Raw genomic sequence first — 15,397 nt, forward strand, 5'->3', positions numbered from 1 at the left:
TGCAAGCGTGCACAAGATCTTGTGCACGCTTGTTTTTTCCTTTCCAGGCTGCCCCGGCTGCGACAGGGACCGCGCGAGCAAGCCACACACAGGTAAAAAAAGAAAGCTGACTCCCTGCATGTGAGGGAATCAGCTTCAAACCGTTTTTTAGTTCTGTGCGTTGTAAAGCGCTACATTATTTTGCGCTCTTCTCAGCAGGTGCGCTCTTCTCAGCAGCACTAGCCTCGGGAGCTGCGCTCTTCTCAGCAGCTGCGCTAGCCTCGGGAGCTGCGCTAGTCTCCTCAGCAGCAGAAACCTCCTCAGTCTGAGCTGCGCTAGTCTCCTCTGCAGAGTTCTCCTCTGCCTTGTTAGAATTGCAAGATACCATAGCAACGCTGAATACAACAGCAAGTAATAAAACTAACTTTTTCATTTTCGTAAAATTTTTAAAATAATAAAACAATGTTTTTTTCTTTGTGATCTAAAATCGATGCAAATTTATAACAAAAGTTTTACATGCAAACATTTTTTCCTTTTTTTTTTCGAAATCCGAGTGTTAAGAAACATGTTTTTAAACAATATTTGCAATTCACAAGCAACCAACAATCAGTCATTCAACCGTTTAATTACAGAATAATTGGTTTAATTCCGAAGTGTTAATCTATGTGAACATAAATGTAAATACCTTCAGTCATCAACTCGCACTGGAGTAACAGCAGCATCAATGGCTATAGAGGAAACGCTTGATGCTGCGCTTGGGAGTCTTCTGGAACTCGTTGGCCATCAGCTCAATGCGCGACAATCGCTCGTAGGGAGCCACCAGCTTGTTGAGCTCGGCAAGCACCTGAGCCATGAGATCGGGCAGCTTGTCGCGGGTGATGCCCTGGGCGTCCATCACGTCGTAGTCGGGATAGACAAGTCCCACGAGCTTGCCCTCGCGCTCCACGACCAGGCTCTCGTTGACATAGGCCATGTTGTTGAGCTTGGCCTCGATTTCCTCGGGATATATATTCTGCCCGTTGGCACCCAGCAGCATGGTCTTGAGGCGGCCGCGTATGAAGATGGTGCCGTCGGGGCTCAGGGTGCCCATGTCGCCGGTGTGCAACCAGCCGTCGTCGTCGAGCACCTTGTCGGTAGCCTCGTAGTTGTGGTAGTAGCCCATCATCACGTTCTCGCCCCTCACGCATATCTCGCCAGGAGTGTTCTCGGGGTCGTCGCTCAGTATCTTGGCCTCCATGATGCCTGGCAGCACGCGGCCGGCACTGTGAAGCACAAACTCGCGCCAGGGCGTGTGGCTCACCAGCGGGGCGCACTCGGTCATGCCGTAGCCCACTGTGAAGGGGAAGCGTATCTTGTAGAGAAACTCCTCGACCTCGGCGTTGAACGGTGCGCCGCCCACAATCACCTCTTCAAAGTTCCCGCCAAAGGCGTCGACAAGCTGCTTCCTGATTTGGTCGTAGATGCGGTTGTCGAGCAAGGGCACAGCCAGGGCCCAGCGCAGCATGCCCTTGCTTATCTTGGGCACGATGAGCTTGGTGTAGATTTTCTCAAGCACCAGCGGGACGGTAATCACCAGGTTGGGGTGAATCTCGTTCATGGCCTTGACAATGATTTTGGGCGAGGGAATGCGTCCCAGCAGGGTGATGTGGGCACCCACGGCAAGCTGGCACAGCATGTCGAAGGCACACCCGTAGGCGTGAGCCAGGGGCAGGAACGACACCACCTTGCTCCCCCTGAAGCACAGTTGCGAGTCGATGCCATACACGATGTTGCCCGCCAGGTTGTTGCCTGTGATCATCACGCCCTTGCTGAAGCCCGTGGTGCCCGAGGTGTAGTTGATGACCATGAGCTCCTTGTTGTCGATTTCGGGATACTTGACGTGGGCCGGGGTGAACCCGTCGGGATAGGCAGCCTTGAAGAGGTCGTCGACCTTGGCCAGGGCCTCGCCCACGGTTTCTCCCTCCTTCTGGGCAAGCAGGCTCACGTCGTCGAGCGAGATGGCGGCCCTCACCTTGTGCAGCATGTCGAAGTCGATGCTGTCGAACACCGCCTTGCTCGACATGAGCAACACCGAGTCGCTGTGATTGATGATGTGCTGGGCATCGTTGGGGTTGAATTCCTGCAAGATGGGCACAATCACGGCGCCATAGGTAATGGTAGCCATGAAGGTGGCCACCCACGACGGGGTGTTCTTGCCTATCAAGGCAATGTGGTCGCCTCGCTTGATGCCTATTTCGTTGTAAAACAAGTGAATCTTGGCAATGAGCTGGGCAAACTCACCATAGGTGAGGGTCGACTTGGTGTTGTAGTCGGTCACTGCCGGGAGGTCCCAGTTTTCTTTGAAGCTGCGAGAAAAAATCTTGATCGTATTTTCCTTCATCATAATTTCGAGGGTTGTTATGTGTGTGTGAGTGATGCAATGCTGCACCGGCTGGCAGCATTGCAGCGCGTTGATGTGCAAAGGTAGGGAAATAAATCAACACATCGCACATTTTTGCGCAAAATGTGTAATTCTGCCTGCACACAGGCAGGTGCAGCAACACGTCGTCACGGCTCCGGGCCGCCAGGGGCGGCTCAAGTATCACTTGCCGGGGAATAGGTCTTGATAGATAAAGTCGGTGGCGCCCACGTGATTCTTGATATAGTTGTCGGCAATGGCGCCCACTGCGTGCAGTCGCCCGTGGTCGCCGATGAGACTGTCGGCCACTGCCTTGAAGTCGTGGGCATTGTTGATACTGAAGCCGCCACCCACTGCAATCAGGTCGCTGGCCTCTCTGAACTTGCCAAAGTTGGGGCCAAAGATGACCGGGATGCCGTAGACGGCCGCCTCGTTGATGTTGTGGATGCCAGCGCCGAAGCCGCCGCCCACATAGGCCGCCGAACCGTAGCGGTAGAGCGAGGAAAGGATGCCAAAGCAGTCGATGATGATGCAGTCGAGCTTGCCGGCAGCCTCGGCACTTGTGTGGGAGTACAGCGCAACGGGGCGCTTTATCTTGTGCAGCAGCTGCTTCAAGCGTATGGCATCAAACTCGTGAGGAGCAATGACGAGTTTCATCTCGGGATGGGTGTTGAAGTAGGGTATCACGATGTCCTCGTCGGGCTGCCAGCTGCTGCCCATCACCAGGGTGAACGGGCTGTGGGCAGTCATTGCGGCAAGGATGGGAAACTCCTTGGCCTCGTTCTTGACCTGCATCACGCGGTCGAAGCGGGTGTCGCCGCACACGTCGACGTTGTCGACGCCTATCTGGCTCAGCAGGCGGCGCGACTCCTCGTTCTGCACATAGATGTGGGTGTAGCAGTGCAGCATCTGGCGGAACATGCGCCCCCACGGGTGGAAGAAGCGCTGGCTGGGACGGAAGATGGCCGAAATGATATAGGTGGGCACACCGCGGCGTTTGAGCTCCATGAGATAGTTGCCCCAAAACTCATACTTGACAAAGATGGCCATCTCGGGGTTGACCAGGTCGAGAAAGCGCTTCACGTTGCAAGGCAGGTCGAAGGGCATGTAGCACACGGCGTCGACCTTGTCGTAGTGCTTGCGCACCTCGTAGCCGCTGGGCGAGAAGAAGGTGAGCAAGATGAGTTTCTCGGGGTGGCAGGCCTTGATTTTCTCTATCAAGGGCCGGCCTTGCTCAAACTCGCCGAGCGAGGAGGCGTGAATCCAAATGTAGCGGCAGTTGCGGTCGAGCCGTTCTTTAAGATAAGAGAAAGTGCTGGCCTGCCCCTCGAGCATCTTCCTGGCTTTGGGATTGCGCAGGGAGGCAGCTTTCACTGCAAGCCGATAGGCGCCGATACCTATATTATAAAGAGGATTCATAATGTTGTACTCTGGTCGTAGTCAAAAAACAAACTTGTTTTAATATGTGCTATTGAGGCGCCGCTCACGCGAGCGGCGGTTGCTCCACAGCAGGTTGTCGATATAGAGGCGGCAGGACAGCTGCTGCCAGAAACCTGTGGTCTTGTTGGTGTAGTGGAAAGTGAAGGAGGTATTGAGGTCGACAAAGGCGTTCTGCACGATGTGGGCCGTGAGGTCGGTGCGGCTGTAGAACTTGTCGCGGTAGTAGGTGTCGCCCAGGTTGAGCTGGCTGCCAAAGCGGGGATAGAGCGGAAACAGGTCGCTGCCGACCCACACGTTTTCTTCGGCCTCGAGAAAGCGCCAGCGCGCGTTCACACCTGCCACAAAGCCGCAGGGCGTGTGCCACTTGCCATCGACGCGGGCGCGCTCGCGGTTGACGACTGCACCGGCCTTGAGGTGCACGGGCACGCTCCAGTGGCCCATGTCGAGCCCAAGCATGGGATTGATGGTCACGTCGTCGTTCACGCCCTCGCCCTCGGGCGCGTTTTTGCGCTTGGCAAGATGGTTGTACTGGAAGTAGCCGCCCAGCCACAAGCGCCGGCCGTTGCGGCTCCACAGGCTCCACTTGCCGTCGACCACCACATTGAAGGCCTCGCGGCTCGACACACTCTGCATCTGGCGCCAGTCGAGATAAAGCTCGGCATAGCTTGCACCGCGCTCATACTGGACCAGGGCACCGCGCACGTTGGGCTGGTGGTAGGCCATCGAGTCGCTCCACAGGTAGCGCGGGGCGCGCTCCATGAGCAGGGTGCGGGGCAACTGCCCCACGGTCACGCGCCAGCAGTCGCCGGCGCCGGCATGGCGGTACTGGTAGTACATGACGGGCAGCACCTTGTAGCCGTCGAGGTTGTCGTTGAGCGGCTGAAACCAGGTGACGCCGCCCTTGAGCAGATGCACGTTGCTGGTGTCGCGACCCAGCATCACGCCCAGCTCGGGGCTGATGCGGGTGAAGACAAACGTCTGGTCGGGCCGTGCCTCATCGCCCCCCTCGCGGTTGTTGAAGAGCGAGTTGAAGTCGACACTCCACACCAGCTGCTGTGCCACAACCGAGGGGAGGGCCAGCAGCAGCAGTGTGAGCAATGTGAGTGCACGGCGTCTCATCATTGAGCGGCTTCGGGCTTGATGGTGTCGATGCCGCGCTTGATGCGGGCTATGGTTTCTTGCTTGCCCAGTATCTTGGTGATGTCGAACATGCCGGGGCCCTTGCACTCGCCCACCACGGTGAGGCGCATGGCATTCATGAGGTTGCCCTTGTGGATGCCGTTGCCGTCGATCCAGTGCATCACGGCCTGCTCGGTGCTCTCGACGTTGTCGAAATCCTGCGTTTCCAGTATCGCGATGAGCTCGGTCAAGAGCCTGGGGGTGTCGTCTTTCCAGCGCTTGCGCACGTCCTTGGCATTGTACTCGGTCGGGGCCTCGAAGTAGAAGTGGGCATTGGGCCACAGGTCCTTGAGGAAGTTGATGCGGTTTTTCACACTTGCCACGGCGGCAACAATATAGTCGTCGCTGTACCGGGCCACGTCGACGTGCTGGGCCAGCAGGGGCTTGAAGTCGCGGGCGAGCTCGGCGTCGGGGGTGTGCAGGAGATACTCGTGATTGAACCACTTGGCTTTTTCAAAGTCAAACTTGGCGCCGCTCTTGGAGCAGTGAGCAAAGGAGAAGTCGCGCGTGAGCTCTTCCATGGTCATAAACTCGCGGTCGTCGCCGGGGTTCCAGCCCAGCAGGGCCAAGAAGTTGACCACGGCCTGCGGCAGATAGCCTGCCTCGCGATACCCGCTCGAGACCTCGCCGGTGGCCGGGTCGGTCCAGTCGAGGGGAAACACGGGGAAGCCCAATCGGTCGCCGTCGCGCTTGCTGAGCTTGCCCTTGCCGTCGGGCTTGAGCAGCAGCGGCAGGTGCACAAAGGCGGGCATCGTGTCGGCCCAGCCAAAGGCCTCGTAGAGCAGCACGTGGAGCGGAGCACTGGGCAGCCACTCCTCGCCGCGTATGACGTGGCTCACCTGCATGAGGTGGTCGTCGACAATGTTGGCCAGGTGATAGGTGGGCAGGTCGTCGGCCTTCTTATAGAGCACCTTGTCGTCGAGAATCGACGAGTTGATGGTCACATCGCCACGCAGCAAGTCGTGCACCACGACATCGCGGCCTGGCTCCACCTTGAAGCGCACCACATAGTTCTCGCCGCTGTCGACAAGCGCTTTCACCTGCTCGGCGGGCAGGCTAAGGGAGTTGCGCATGGTCATGCGCGTCGTGGCATCGTACTGGAAGTTCTTGACCTGCTTGCGTTTCTGCTCAAGTTCTTGAGGGGTATCGAAGGCGATGTAGGCCTTGCCGCTGTCGAGCAGCTGCTTCACATAGGTGTGATAGATGTCGCGGCGCTCGCTCTGCTTGTAGGGGCCGTAGTTGCCGCCTTGCCGCACGCCCTCGTCGATGCCTATGCCCAGCCAGTCGAGGGCCTCGTTGATGTAGTCTTCGGCACCGGGCACAAAGCGGTTGCTGTCGGTATCCTCGATGCGCAGTATCATGGTTCCGCCATGCTGGCGTGCAAAGAGATAGTTGTAAAGCGCAGTGCGCACGCCGCCTATGTGCAGCGGACCTGTGGGTGACGGTGCAAAGCGCACTCTTACTTTTCTTTCTGCCATATATTGTAAAATGTGTATAATAGTTGTTTCCTAAATAATTTGCAAAGTTAGCAACTTTTATAATACTTTCACATGAATCACGGCATATTTTATTGCAGCAACCGCTCGATAGCGGGCATAGCCTCGTGGTCGGTCTGGTCGACATGGCAAGGTGTGACGGTGACCCAGCCACGATTGAAGTTGTAGAGGTCGGTATCCTCACCGGCCGTGTAATGCGGGGCGTATTCGCCTGTCATCCAGTAGTAGTCGTGGCCGTGAGGGTCGGTGCGGCGCTCAAACTCGTGCACCCAGCGGCCCATGCAGGTCGAGGTCACCTTGTAGCCCTTGAGCGGGCCCTTGTCGTAGGGGATGTTCACGTTCAGGCACACGCCACGGGGCAGCCCGTGGTCGAGCACGCGGGCTATCACGTTGCGCAAGACGGGCACGCAGGCGCTCATGTCGGCGTCGTAGCTGTAGTTGCCGTAGGAAAAAGCCACGCTCTCGATGCCGTGCACACAGCCCTCAAATATCACGCCCATGGTGCCGCTGTTGAGCGAGGCCACGCCCAGGTTGGCGCCGTGATTGATGCCCGAGAGCACCAGGTCGGGCACGCGGCCGTCGAGCAGCTGGTCGAGCGCCAGCTTGCAGCAGTCGGCCGGGGTGCCGTTCACCAGCCACACCTTGAGGCCGGGCTCATCGACGTGCAGCGTGGCACGCAGGGGCACGGTGATGGTGATGGCGCTGCCCTTGCCGCTCTGGAACTCGGTGGGGGCCGATACCACCACGTCGCCAAACTCACGGGCCACATCAATCAAGGTGTGGATGCCGTTGAAACTATAACCGTCGTCGTTGCCGACGAGAATAAGGGGTCTTTTCTCCTTCATAATGTCACACATTATATTATTATTGCCTACAAAATTACAACAATTGTGCCACTTATGGAAATGCAGGGGGGCAAGCCGCCTCCACTACTGTTTCCCGTAATTGCTGCTTGCACAAAATCAAAAAAAACTACCAAAATCAGTACAGAATACCTAAAAATTTCAACAATTTTTTGCGAGAAAATATCAATTTATTAAATTTGCAAACTAATTGTTACAATTTATTTATTCTTTTTAAAATTACTGTATGAAAAAATTTTACTTGTCATTAGCATTGCTGGCACTCTTCGCCACAGGAGTGCAGGCACAGACGTTGCTCGACGAGGACTTCGAGACCAGTAGCACCGAGAGCTACTCGCGCCCAGTCACCAAGGGCAGCGGATGGACAACGATCGACAGCTACACAGGCACCAACATGTCCTACAAGTGGAGCAACACCTACGGCGAGAAAGGCGTGGTCGACGGCAGCAAGCATGCAGCCGCGTGCGACGGAGCCCTTTTCGAGTCATCGACCGAGGGCAAAGGCCCGCGCGAGGAGATACTGCTCTCGCCCGAGCTCAACCTCGACAACACCTACCAGCTCAAGTTTGACTGGAAGGTGGGTCCCATGGCCTCGATGGACAACTCCAAGTATGACCTGCAGGTGCGTGTGGTCGAGAACGACGACATGGCCAACGCCATCACCGTGTTCTCGATACAAGACCAGAATCTGCTCAAGGAGAGCGGTGTGCTCACCTATCCCATCACCACATGGGACCCGCACACCTCTGAGATCGACCTGAGCTACTTCAAGGGCAAGAAAGTGAAGCTGGCCTTTGTGTACAAGATGCTCTACCCCATTGCCAACATTGCCTATATCGACAACGTGACAGTGAAGCAGTTCACGCCGCCCACACAGCCCGTGCCCGTGCTCTCCGACAATGCCTATAAATTCCCCGCCATGTACATAGGCGAGAAGTTCTACACAACCCTGTTCTCCCTCACCAATCAGGGCACCAACGGGTTGAAGGTGACGGGCATCGACCTGCCGCAGGGCGTGACCACGACCTGGGACTACAAGAGCGTGGACCTGGCAAAATATGAAAGCAGCCGCTTCCAGCTGGCCTACACCGCCTCGCTCACCTCGCCGGTGAAGGGCGATGTGGTGGTGCACACCAACGGCGGCGACGTGACAGTGGCCCTGAGTGCCGAGAAGATGGTCGTGCCCGAAGGCTACCAGCTGGAAAGCTTCAACGACTACTTCCCGCCTGCCGGGTGGAAAAACAAAGGCTGGAGCAAAAACGTGCGCGCACTCGAAGGCGACGGCTCGGCCTATGGCACCGCAAGCTACACCGATGCCTACCTGGTGTCGCCGCGTCTCGACCTCAGCAAGGGCGGCAAGCTCATATTCACCTACCTGAACGACTTCACCAGCGGGGACGGCTCCACCTATCAGACCAACGACTTCAAGGTCGACGTTTCCTACAACGGCGGCAAGACGTGGACGACCAAGTGGACCTACGACTACACCCGCGGCGGCATGACCAACGTGGACAACCTGAGCGTGGATCTGGGCACTGGCACCGACAGCTCCTATGTGCGCTTTGTGAACACAGCCGTAGAATATGACTCTGAGACAGGCGCCGGCGAGTTTGCCGACATCTATGTCGACCGCGTGCTGCTGCCTAACGTGTACGGCGCCGATGGCGTGCCTGGCGCAGCCACCCTCATCACGCCTGCCGACAGCGCCACCCAGGTGCTGCCCAAAAACATCACCCTCTCGTGGGGCCCCGCCCAGTTTGCCGAGGGCTACCGCCTCTATGTGGGCAGCAACGATGCTGCCGACAACCTGATCAGCAACCTCGACCTGGGCGACAAGATGAGCTACACCGTGCTTGCAGCCGACTACTCGACCACCTACAAGTGGAAAGTGGTGCCCTACAACAGCGTGGGCTCGGCAACCAACGTGCCCGTGTGGCAATTTACCACCCAGCCCGATGCCTCGGTCAAGGACTACCCCTATGTGCAAGACTTCACCAGCGGCAACATTCCCACCGGCTGGACCCTCACCCCGGCTGCTTCCTACAACCGCAACTGGTATATCAACAGCATCTATCCCTACAAGTTCGGAGCCGTCACCTCCAACGCCCTCACATCGGGCTACCTGGCTGGCAAGAACGAGCAAAACTCGATAACCACTCAAGAGTTCACCCTGCCTGCCGACAAGGTCATCATGGCCTCGTGGGTGTGGACCAGCGTGCATCCCAGCGATGCCCTGGTCGATCCCAGCGACAGCAAAAAGAAGCAAAACGTTGAGCCCAACAACGGCATCAGCGCAGGCTACTTCCAGATCTATGCCGACGGCCAGTGGAACGACCTCACTTCGATCTCGGAGACTGGCGACGACGCCGCCTACTGGAAGAGCGAGCAAGTGAACCTGAGCGCCTACGCCGGCAAGACGGTGCAATTCCGCTGGGTGCACAAGACATTTGACAACTACTACAAGGACGGCGGCACAAGCGTGGCTCACTTCGAGCTCGAGGTGTCGCAGGCCGACAAGGCCACCTTCAACAAGACGGTGTGGAACGCCGGCAAGGTGAACTACAACAAGTCGGCCAACTCGGGCGAGGTGTTCACCCTATTCAACAAGGGCAGCAATGCCCTCAAGATAAAGAGTGTGACCTTCACCAACCCCAACTTCACCAGCACGCTGGCAGCCGGCGACGAGATTGCTTCGGGCGAGTCCAAGAACTTCAGTCTGCAATTTGACGCCCTGAGCTCGGCAACTTCGCTCACCGACGCCATGACCGTGACCTTCGAGTCGGGCTACCAGGTGGCACTGCCCGTGAGCGGCACCGCCCTGGCAGCCAACCAGCTGTACTACGGCTTTGAGGACAACAAGCTCGACTACTCGTGGAAGGACGACTTCACGATGATCGATGCCGACAACACGGTCAACGAGTCGTTTACCTACTACCTGACCTCGACCGAGAAAAACGGCGAGAAGTATGCCTATACCCAGGCATGGCTCAACAACCCGCTCACTACGGCTCACGATGGCGTGGGCGTGCTGCTCACCGGCACTCCCATATCGGGCAAGGCCGACGACTGGCTCATCAGCAAGCCCATCAATGCCACCGAAGGCACCACATTTGACTTCTACGTGCGCAACCTGGAGCAGACCAACAGCGTGCTGCCCGCCGGCATGAACCACGTGACTGTGCTCGTGAGCACCACCGACAAAGCCTCGACGGCCTCGTTCAACCAGACGGTGCTCGCCAACCAGGAAGTGCCCTACCTCGAGCCCAACACCTGGCAGCACTACACGGCCGACCTGAGCAGCTTTGCAGGCAAGACCATCTATGTGGCCCTGCGCCACACCACCGAGGCCGAGGGCGTGATGGAAGCCTTCTACGACGACTTCACGTTCAACAACATCGGCACTGCCTCGGGTGTGAAGACGGTGACCGTGATCAACGACTACGACGACGTGCAAGTCTTCACCATCGACGGCCGCATGGTGACCGCCGGCAAGGGCGCCCAGGTGCTCGAGAGCCTCGACAAGGGCCTCTATATCGTGCGCGTGGCCCAAGGCAACACTGTGCAGGCACTGCGCTACATGAAAAAGTAACTGATTCTAACCTCGAAGGTAATGGGGAACGAGCCACACAGCAAGGCCCCATTACCTTTTTTTACTTAAAGAAATCAAGTCTATTACACTGCAATCATCAAGATGAAAAAAGCAATCATACTCCTGTTGCTGCTTGTAGCACTGCCGCTTGCCCTGAGCGCGCAAAAGCGCGACAAGACACTCACCGTGAAGGTGACGGCAACCACTGGAGAGAACCTTGCCGGCCAGGTGGTCGACATCACCCAGGCCGACTACTCGCTGAGCTACGGCACCATCAAGCTCGATGCCAGCGGCCAGTGCCAGGTGAAGGCCTATGCCGGCAACCACAGCGTGACCGTGAAGCGGCCCGGCTACTACACGGCATCGGCCACATTCAACTTGAAAAACGACACAACAGTCGCCCTCACCCTCAACGTGGAGGTGACCACGCCATTCTCGCTCTCGCCCACCGTGACGCACGATGCAATGACGGGCAAGAATGCCGTCGCGTTGACGTGGAACGTGGAGAAGCCCGTGTTTGAAGACGACTTCGAGAGCTACGATGCCTTTGCCACCGCCTTTGGCGACTGGACGGGCATCGACGGCGACAAGCTGGCCGCCGCCCCCCTGGTGGGTTCCTATCCCAACCGCGGCGTGCTGCAATATGCCCAAATCATCAACCCGTTGAAGGTCGACCCCACCTGGTGGTACAGCTATCCCGTGCTGCGTCCCTACTCGGGCAACCAGTATGTGGGCTTCACGCGCACCAACAGCGGCGCGCCCAACGACGACTGGCTCATCTCGCCCGCCGTGACGCTGGGCAACGAGAACTATCTCACCTTCTACGCCAAGGCTGCCGATGCGGCCCCCGAGCGTTTCCAGGTCTACATCACCGAGAAGCTCGACAACCCGCAGCAAGCCGACTTTGTGCGCCTCGGCGGCGGCAACTACGAGCAAGTCGACTACAAGCAATGGCACCTCATGAAGTACAGCCTTGCCGCCTATGCCGGCAAGCGCGTCAAGTGTGCCCTGCGCTACATAGGCGACCACAACACGCTGGGGTCGTTTATGCTCATGATCGACGATGTGAGAATAGGTCAGGACGAGGGCAGCCAGGCAGCGCCAGAGAGGGCACTGCGTGCCAGCCGCTCGCCACGCAACCCGCTTGAGACCTTCGACATCTATCTCGACGGAGCCAAGGCGGGCAGCACCGACGGCTACTCCTACACCATCGCCGACGTTGCTCCCGGCGAGCACACCGTGGGCGTGCAGGCAATATACACGGGCGCACACAGCGACATGGCTACCGTCCAGGTGAAAGTTGACGACAACAATGCCAACGTGACCTTCAACATCACTGCCGACAGCAAGCGCACTGCCGACGGCGAGAAATTCAACCTGGTGAACACCAACACGGGCAATGCGCTCGAGCTCACTGTGGCCGACGGCGCAGTGCGCATCCCGTCGCTGCCATGCGGCACCTATGCGGCCGACATTGCCGAGGGAGCCTTCAACGCCTTCTCGAGCACCTACATCATCGCGGCCGACACCACCTGCAGCATCACGCTCACCGACAAGGTGCGCGCCCCCTACAACATCACTGCCGACATCACCCCCAACGGCGAGGGCGGCAGCAAGGTGACCTTGCGGTGGAACCAGGATCTGGCCTTCAGCGACAGCTTTGAAGACTACCCCGACTTTGCCACCGGCACCTTCGGGCAGTGGAAGTCGGTCGACCTGGACCAGCATGCTGTGTATCCCATCTCGCTGGGCGGCTACATCATCACCTTCCCAGGCTCGGGCACACAGCAGAATCCCACTACCCTGGCCCCCATCGTGTTCAACCCCTACGCCACAGTGCCGGCCATGCTGCCCACCGACCAGGCCATGAAGCCTGTGACGGGCAACAAGGAGATCCTCTTCTTCTCGCCGCAGCAGTACACTGCCAACAAGTGGCTCATCTCGCCCGAGCTCAGCATACGCGAGGGATACAAGCTCACGGTAGCAGCCAAGTCCTACAGCGACGCCTATCCCGAGCAACTCGAGTTTGCCGTCTCGACCGACGGGACCGACCCGTCGAGCTTCACCGTGATATCAAAGGCCGAGAACATGCCCGCCTCGCAGTGGACAAAATATGAGACCGACCTTTCGGCCTATGCCGGCAAGACCGTGAGAGTGGGTGTGCACTACTACACCACCGACGGCTTTTTTGCACAGCTCGACGACTTCACCGTGGGCCCGGCCGAGGGCGAGGAGCACTACATCGACTATGGCAACGTGGTGAGATACGACATCTATCTCGACGGCGAGCTGGTGGCTCACAGCGACTCGTCGGTGTGCGTGCTGCCCAACGTGAGCACGGGCAACCACACAGTGGGCATCAAGGCCATCTACAAGAACGCATCGTCGTCCACCACCGAGTACAATATCAACGTGACAGGCGTGCAGCAGTTGACCGTTGCCACACCGTCGCAGGCGCCAGCCACCTACTACAACGTGCTGGGCCAGGCAATACCCGACATCGACAGCTATCACGGCATTGCCATCAAAAAACAAGGTAACAACGTAACTAAAATCATGCGATAACAATGATGAAAAAAACAACTATCATATTAATGTTTCTGGCTGTTGCCATCGCTGCGATGGCCCAGTGGCCGGCACCAAGCCGGGCAGTGTCGTCGACGCAGCGCGTGGTGGGCTACACGACCAGCGATGCCATCGACAAGCAGAATGTGGGCACGGGCTATGCCGGCACCCACGCAGTGGGCGCGCTGGTCCCGGCCGACATGCTCAAGCCCTATGTGGGCTGCAAGGTGGTGGGGCTGCGCTTTGCCCTGGGCGCCTCGGCCACGACCAGCCGTGTGTTTGTGCGCCCGCTCGACAGCGAGGGCATTCTGGCCGACGCCGACTCGGTGACACAGAGCGTGTGGCACCCGCACTCGGGTTGGAACGAAGTGATGCTCAACGGCGTGAAGGGCTACACAATACGCCAGGGCGAGGGCCTGTTTTTCGGTTTCGACGTGACCGAGACCGCCGAGCAGGCACAAACCAAGACCGGAATACTGGCCACGGCCGACGGGTCGCAGTCCTATGGCTTCCTCGTGCTGGGCAACTTCGGGTCGGGCGAGGGCCTCTATGCCATCAACGGCAAGGGGCTGCTGTGTGTGCAGCTCATCGTCGACATCTCGTCACTGCCCAGCAAGTCGATGAAATTCACCCACATGACCAATGGTTACCAGTATAAGCAACCGGGCGACCTCATCGACTTCTTTGTGCAATATCAAAACACTGGGCGCGACACCATAAGAAACTACACCATCAACTACACCCTCGACGGCGGCCAGCCCGTGAACCTCGACACGGCCGATGTGGTGGCAGGCGGCGCACTCTCGTCGATAGAGCGCGTGTTCAACCTGCCGGCCGACATTGCCTCGGGACCGCACGTGCTGCGCGTCTACATCACGCAGGCCGACGGCGTGCCCATGGGCGACGACACCTTTATCGCCGACACCTTCAGTGTGTATCGCGAGAAGTATGCCCGCCAGCAGACCTATCTCGAGCAGTATGCCGACGCGGCCTCGCCCTACACGGCAGGCTGCTTCGATGCCATGGCCACAGCAGTGCAGGGTCTGAAAGGCAACGTGGCCTATGTCAACATCTATCGCGAGGGCAACCCGCTGGCTTGCGACAAGGCCGGCAGCCTGTGCCAGGACTATGCCTACACCTATCCCAGCTTCACGATGGACCGCTCCTACTACCCGGGCGAGGCCCATGTGGCCTACGACCTCAACTACTATGTGCTCACGGCACCTGCCCTTGTTGCCGGCATGATGCAAGAGTTGTTGCAAGACGAGCATTCCAACCCGGCGTTTGCCCAGTTGCAGATAGCTCCGCAATATGACGCCGCCACGCGCAACCTCACCCTCACGGTGAGCGGCACAACCACGAGCGAGGCTCCGGCCATCTTTGGCGACCTGGGGCTCACGCTCATGCTCACCGAGGACAGCGTGGCCTCGCCGCAGGCCGTCTACAACGCGGCCACAGGCTCCACGAGCACCGTGAGGCAGTACATGCACAACCATGTGTTGCGCGACGTGCTCACCGCCGTGCGCGGCGACAAGCTGCAACTGCAAGGCAATGCCTTCACGGCCACCTACTCGACCACCCTGCCAGCCGGCGTGAACCCGGCCCGCATGACGGCAGTGGCAATGGTGAGCCGCTATGTCGACCCGTCGGGCAGCAGCACGGTGGGCCTCAAGCACATGGACATACTCAATGCCAACAGCATCTCGCTCAAGGATGCGGTCACAGGCCTCGCCGTCACCCGCGTGACCCCGGCCGGGCCGGTATTGTACTACACGCTCGATGGCCGCCAAGTGACCCCGAGCGAAGCCACCCATGGCATCTACATCGTGAAACAGGCCAACGGCCAATACAAGAAAATCATGCGTTAACCCTTTGGAACACCTCCTGG

At 58.4% G+C, this 15,397-nt stretch carries 9 protein-coding genes; 3 read left to right on the forward strand and 6 right to left on the reverse strand.

The features are described 5' to 3' along the window. Positions 1–175: 175 nt before the first annotated feature. The 6 genes from GF423_RS05185 to surE form a co-directional block, all read right to left on the reverse strand. A complete protein-coding gene (locus tag GF423_RS05185; protein WP_154327351.1) occupies positions 176–412 on the reverse strand; it encodes a hypothetical protein in 237 nt (78 codons plus the stop codon). 288 nt (positions 413–700) lie between these two features. After that, positions 701–2,362: an AMP-binding protein gene (locus tag GF423_RS05190; RefSeq protein WP_154327352.1), complete on the reverse strand. Its 1,662-nt coding sequence runs from the start codon at positions 2,360–2,362 to the stop codon at positions 701–703. 198 nt (positions 2,363–2,560) lie between these two features. After that, complete coding sequence (locus GF423_RS05195) at positions 2,561–3,796, reverse strand: 3-deoxy-D-manno-octulosonic acid transferase (protein ID WP_154327353.1); 1,236 nt, start codon at positions 3,794–3,796, stop codon at positions 2,561–2,563. A gap of 39 nt (positions 3,797–3,835) precedes the next feature. Next, on the reverse strand, positions 3,836–4,939 hold the full coding sequence (locus tag GF423_RS05200; protein ID WP_154327354.1) for a lipid A deacylase: 1,104 nt from the start codon (positions 4,937–4,939) through the stop codon (positions 3,836–3,838). Beyond that, entirely contained in the window at positions 4,936–6,474 is a 1,539-nt protein-coding gene (gene gltX / locus GF423_RS05205) for a glutamate--tRNA ligase (protein WP_154327355.1), read from the reverse strand. Before gltX ends, GF423_RS05200 begins: the two co-directional genes overlap by 4 nt. Positions 6,475–6,563: 89 nt before the next feature. Further along, a complete protein-coding gene (surE, locus tag GF423_RS05210; protein ID WP_206113393.1) occupies positions 6,564–7,337 on the reverse strand; it encodes a 5'/3'-nucleotidase SurE in 774 nt (257 codons plus the stop codon). Positions 7,338–7,581: 244 nt separating this feature from the next. Here surE and GF423_RS05215 point away from each other — a divergent pair, with 244 nt between their 5' ends. From GF423_RS05215 to GF423_RS05225, 3 genes are all read left to right on the forward strand, one after another. Beyond that, complete coding sequence (locus GF423_RS05215) at positions 7,582–10,944, forward strand: choice-of-anchor J domain-containing protein (RefSeq protein WP_154327357.1); 3,363 nt, start codon at positions 7,582–7,584, stop codon at positions 10,942–10,944. A 102-nt stretch (positions 10,945–11,046) separates the two neighbouring features. Next, positions 11,047–13,509, forward strand: coding sequence for a choice-of-anchor J domain-containing protein (locus tag GF423_RS05220; RefSeq protein WP_154327358.1), 2,463 nt, complete (start codon positions 11,047–11,049; stop codon positions 13,507–13,509). Positions 13,510–13,511: 2 nt separating this feature from the next. Further along, positions 13,512–15,377: an Omp28-related outer membrane protein gene (locus GF423_RS05225; protein WP_154327359.1), complete on the forward strand. Its 1,866-nt coding sequence runs from the start codon at positions 13,512–13,514 to the stop codon at positions 15,375–15,377. Positions 15,378–15,397: the final 20 nt, after the last annotated feature.

Origin of the sequence: Sodaliphilus pleomorphus, from assembly GCF_009676955.1 — a bacterium.
GTDB classification, from domain to species: domain Bacteria; phylum Bacteroidota; class Bacteroidia; order Bacteroidales; family Muribaculaceae; genus Sodaliphilus; species Sodaliphilus pleomorphus.